The sequence below is a fragment of the Kitasatospora sp. NPDC032150 genome (assembly GCF_055579945.1).
The window spans coordinates 1-4,698 of record NZ_JBVIMH010000062.1 but is presented as its reverse complement, the minus strand read 5'-3'; the positions used below and the strand labels follow the sequence as shown (position 1 = coordinate 4,698).

The following is a 4,698-nucleotide window of genomic DNA, read 5'->3' as shown; positions in this document are numbered from 1 at the left end:
CCACCTCCCCTCCCCCCCCCCTCCCCCCCCCACCCATCCCCCCAGGGCCCCCCCCCGGTTCTATTCCCCCCCGAACCCCCCCCCGGGGCCCGTGGGCAGATCCGGGGGCAGATACGGCTGGTGTCTCAGTGGGCGGCGGTGGCCTGGGGCGGGGTGAGCAGGGCGGCGATCAGGCGGTTGGCGACGGCCGGAGAGCCGCCGTTGTCGGCGGTGGAGGTGCCGACGGCGTAGACGGTGCGCAGCTTCAGGTCGCGGGTGGCGAAGACGCCGCTGGCGTAGCCGATGTCGTGGCCGGTCTTGCCCCACAGGACGGTGCCGTCGGGCAGCGTGACGCTCTTCAGACCGGCGCCGTAGCAGGCCGTGCCCTTGGCGGGGCCGGTGTCGCAGTCGCTGCCGTCCGCGTAGTGGAGGGGGTTGCCGGCGCTGTCGAGCGGGACGGCGAACATCTCGTTGAGTTGCTCGGGGGCGAGCAGTCGGCCGCTGAACAGGGCGCTGATGAAGCGGTCGAGGTCGGAGGCGGTGGAGATGACGGCGGTGGCGTCGTCGCCCTGTTCGCTGACGTCCACGGGCCGACCGGTGGAGTCGATGACGTAGCCGTGCAGGGCCGGCCGGGGCATCCGGGTGTCGCCCTCGGGGACGGATGTGTGGTTCAGGTGGAGCGGCCGGATCACCCGGCTGGTCACCTCGTCGCCGAAGGAGTTGCCGGTCACTTGCTCGATGATCTTGGCGGCGATGCGGTAGCCGAGCGAGCTGTACTCCTGCTTGCTGCCTGGGGTGAAGTGCAGGGGCGGGGTCGAGCCGTCCGCCGGGTGCAGGCTGGAGTGGATGACGTCGTCGAGGGTGAAGTAGTCGAGGTGTTCGCCGATAAGCTGGTCGGCGGTGGGGTTTGGGATTCCCGCCTGCATGTCCGGCAGGCCGCTGGTGTGGTTGAGCAACTGCTTTACGGTGATGGGATGGTAGCTGTCGGGCAGGAGGCCGGGCAGGTAGTACTGGACGGTCTGGTCGAGGTCGAGCTTCCCCTCGGCGGCCAGTTGGAGGGCCACCGTGGCCTCGAAGGCCTTGGAGATGCTGCCGATGTGGAAGTGCGCGTCGGGTGAGATCGGCCGACTGGTGAAGGCGTCCGAGGAGCTGCCCTGCCAGATCTGGTCCGGGGTGCTGACCCGGGCCAGCTGACCACCCGCCCGGTCGCCGGGGTGCAGGCTGACCGCCGCGTCGAGGGCCGTCGTGTTGAGCCCGGAGGCACCGATCGGCGATGCGCTCTGCGTGGCGGCGGCCGCCTGGACGGCCAGCGCACCAGCGGCCAGGGCCGGAGCGGCTGTGGCGGTGGCGGCGGCCAGCGCGGCGGCGGCCAGCGCGAGCGGGGTGAGGCGTCGCTTGAAGGCGTTCATCGGTCTACTCCGGGTGAGCTCATCGGACGCCGGTCGAACGTCCTCGATCATGGTGTCGTTCGACCAGCCGACGGTGCATCGGGAATCACCCCGGCTTCGGCCCTGGGCCGCCCCTGACTCCTGGTCAGGGTCAGCCCCGACCAGATCCGCGCCACCCGCCACACCGGCCTGCGGAATCTGCCCCTGCAGGATGCCTACTACCGCGAGCTGAAGGCACTACTCGACCACCACGCCGACCGACTCGCCATCGGCATCGATGCCGCACACTCAGCTCGCCAACTCAACCGCTCATCCGCCAACTGAAGCGCTCAGTCACAAGGAGCGATGGTCAGTTCAGGTCGAAGTCGTTGGGGTCGAAGTCGAAGTCGTCGGCCGAGAACCCGCCGTAGCCGACGCCGCCGTTGAAGTAGTCCGCGAGGGCCTGGCCGACGATCTGCCGCACCTCGTCCTCGTCCTCGGCGAGGGCCAGGGCGGCGGCCTGCTCGCCCGTCAGGCTCAGGTGGATGTCGCGGGCCCGGACCGCGTCCGAGCCGCGGATCTCGAACGACACGGCGCGGCCGACCCGGGCCCCGATCCCGGAGACCGTGCCGCGCTGGGCCAGCTGCTTGGCCTTGCGCTCCCGGCCACGCTCCGTGGTCTGCACATCGACCGCCTCGCGCTGCAGTCGCTCGGCGTCCTCCCCCTTGGGATGGCGGGTGCCGTCGATCCAGCGCAGCACGGTGCGCGGCGCGACGCCGTAGGCGGCGGCCATGGACTTGGTGTTCCCGCCGTACTTGCGCTCGCGCACCTGGCCGGCCTGCGTCGTGGACTGCACCGGCGCCTTCCGCGAGGGGAACAGCGCCTCCCGCACCCGGCTGAACAACCCCTTCGCCATCAGTTCCCGCCTTCCTCATCGTCGTTGCCGGCGCCGGCCGCGTCGGCACCCTGCTCCTGGCCGATTGCGGTGCCGTCGGTGGCGTAGTGATGGACCAGCTTGGAGGGGTGCTCCCGGCGCCCCTCGCCTCGAGCACCGCCGTGAGCGGGATCGAGGCCTCGTGCTTGTGGCTGCCCGGCGCGATGCCCAGGCGCAGCGCCCCGGGCACCGGGGCGCCGTCGTCCTTCACCGGGAGCAGCTCCAGCGGCGAGGGCTGGTCGGTGGCGTAGAGGTAGGAGTCGACGTTGACCGCGAAGGGGGCGCGGCCGGTCAGCTGGAGAGTCTTTCGCAGGCGGCGGTGGGCGGCGATGCGGGCAGCGATGCGGGCGGCGGCGATGATGTGGAAGCGGATCTCGGGGCGGTAGGACCAGGACGCGGCGACCTTCTCCAGCCACGTCGCATCGTCCAGGTGCCGGGCGGAGTCGGCCCATTTGCCGATGCCGCCCTTGTAGATGTTCTTGTACAGCCCGGCCAGCACCAGGGCGTCCGCGCGGACGAGGTCGGTGCCGACGTCCTTGTGCACGGCGTAGGCGGCGAGGAACTCGGTCGGGCTCTGACCGTCGATCAGGCCCAGCTCGGCGTAGGCGCGCTTGTACCCGGCCCGGATGCGGCCGGTCCATTCCTTGAGCAGCGGTGCGGTGTGGGTGGACAGGTAGGCGTCGGTGATGGTGGCCGGGTCGAAGCCGTAGGTGGTGGCCATGTAGGCGACCGTGGGGGTGGCGTACCAGCCCGGGCCGGTCGGCGGCCGGCCGTGGAAGGTGGCCGGGTGCGGCAGCAGCTCGTCCACCGCGATGCCGGTGAAATCCGCCCACCACAGGCCGGCGGTCTTGCCGCCGTCCCACGCCGGGTTCTCCACGTACTCCAGCGGACCGACGGGCAGGCGCAAGGAGTCGGTGACCGAGAGGTAGGAGGCGCAGACGTCGACCGCGACCGCGTACCGGCGCCCGGTCTCCTGGTCGGTGAGCTCGCGGGCCCACCACTTGTAGTCCTCCTCCTCGCACACCGCCTCGCCCCGGGAGAGCAGCTCGCGGGTGAGCGGGTGGCGGGCTCCGGCGGCCGGGGGCACGCACAGGTCGCCCTTGGGGAGGGCGCCCTCGCGCGGGTGGGAGGACCACTCGCCGGGCGTCCGCGGGGCGGGGATGTCCGCCAGTTCGGGGAAGGCGCCGGCGATCCGGGCGCCGTGTTCGGTCAGGTACCAGCCCCTGGCCCGGCCGGACTGGGGCAGCACCAGTTCCTCGGCCAGGCCCTCCTCGCGCAGCCGCCGCAGCCGCCGCCCAGCGTCGCTGTGTCAGTGCCGTGTCAGCGCCGTGTCCGCGGACTGGACGAACGTCCCCTATATGGAAACCACGCGGAAGCCTCTGTCCACCACCGCAGGTGCTCAACCGAGGCGAATCGTTGAGCGGTTGCTGGCCGACCGCCACTCCCTGCCGCTGTCCGTCACGCTGCATCTTGCCCCCGGAGCCCTGATCGTCGCCGTCTTCCTGCTCATCACCGAACCGCTGGTCAAGTCCATCGGCTATCCGCCGTTCCTGGGCTGGGCGATCGCCATGCTCCTGGCTCTCGTGCCGTTCGAGCTCGGCTTGCTGCTGTGGCTGGGCCGTAGGCGCAACGGCCGGTTCTCGCTGAGTGGAGTGGTGCTCTACCTGGACAAGCCGCTCCCGCGCCGGAAACTCGTCGCCATCGTCATTCCCCTGATCCTTTGGTTCCTGGTGGTGTCGACCGTGCTCATGCCCATGGACAACTTCTTCTACCGGTCTCTGTTTCGGTGGGTTCCGTTCGAGGGTGCGGGCGGTGGTGTCACCGACGTCCTCGCCGGATACCCGCACTCGGTCATGGTGATTGCGCTGGCTGCGTGCATTCCGCTGACCGGTCTGTCCTTCCCGGTCATCGAGGAGCTCTACTTCCGCGGCTTTCTGATGGCTCGCCTGTCCTGGCTCGGCCGGTGGGCGCCGGTGGTCAGCGCGGTGCTGTTCTCGCTGTACCACCTGTGGTCGCCGTGGGCGTTCCTGTCCAGGGTGATCTTCTTTCTCCCGGGGCCCTGGTTCGTCTGGAGGAAGAAGGATCTGCGGGTATCGATCGGGATGCACCCCGGTACGACATTTCTCCTGCAGACCTTCGGCACCATCGCCCTCCTGCTGAACCTCGTGCCGTGACGCCCAGACCGGGCGAGGGGGTGTCGTCCACGGTGGACGACACCCCCCTTGGCTTCCGGCGGCGATGGTGACCAGTGGCGGGCTCCAGTCACCAGCTACGCGGTCACCCTGCCTAGTACTGCAACCGCACTTGATCACGGTTGACTTGGCCAACGCCGCTGCGTTTATCGTCGCGGCCGGGGCACAAGCCCGTCTTCCATGATCACGACCTCGGCGTGGAGGGTGTACTTCTGGGCGGCGGCAG

4 protein-coding genes are annotated in these 4,698 nt (G+C 70.3%); 2 read left to right on the top strand and 2 right to left on the bottom strand.

What is annotated here, in order from left to right:
- Window positions 1-125: 125 nt before the first annotated feature.
- Together ACZ5ON_RS34695 and ACZ5ON_RS34690 are read right to left on the bottom strand one after the other, a co-directional pair.
- Entirely contained in the window at window positions 126-1,388 is a 1,263-nt protein-coding gene (locus tag ACZ5ON_RS34695) for a serine hydrolase domain-containing protein (protein WP_465601233.1), read from the bottom strand.
- Between the two features lie 328 nt (window positions 1,389-1,716).
- Window positions 1,717-2,262: a hypothetical protein gene (locus ACZ5ON_RS34690; RefSeq protein ID WP_465601231.1), complete on the bottom strand. Its 546-nt coding sequence runs from the start codon at window positions 2,260-2,262 to the stop codon at window positions 1,717-1,719.
- A gap of 89 nt (window positions 2,263-2,351) precedes the next feature.
- Here ACZ5ON_RS34690 and ACZ5ON_RS34685 point away from each other — a divergent pair, with 89 nt between their 5' ends.
- Together ACZ5ON_RS34685 and ACZ5ON_RS34680 are read left to right on the top strand one after the other, a co-directional pair.
- Window positions 2,352-2,531, top strand: a complete 180-nt coding sequence (locus ACZ5ON_RS34685) for a hypothetical protein (protein ID WP_465601228.1) — start codon at window positions 2,352-2,354, stop codon at window positions 2,529-2,531.
- A 1,107-nt stretch (window positions 2,532-3,638) separates the two neighbouring features.
- Window positions 3,639-4,454: a lysostaphin resistance A-like protein gene (locus ACZ5ON_RS34680; RefSeq protein ID WP_465601226.1), complete on the top strand. Its 816-nt coding sequence runs from the start codon at window positions 3,639-3,641 to the stop codon at window positions 4,452-4,454.
- Window positions 4,455-4,698 lie beyond the last annotated feature (244 nt).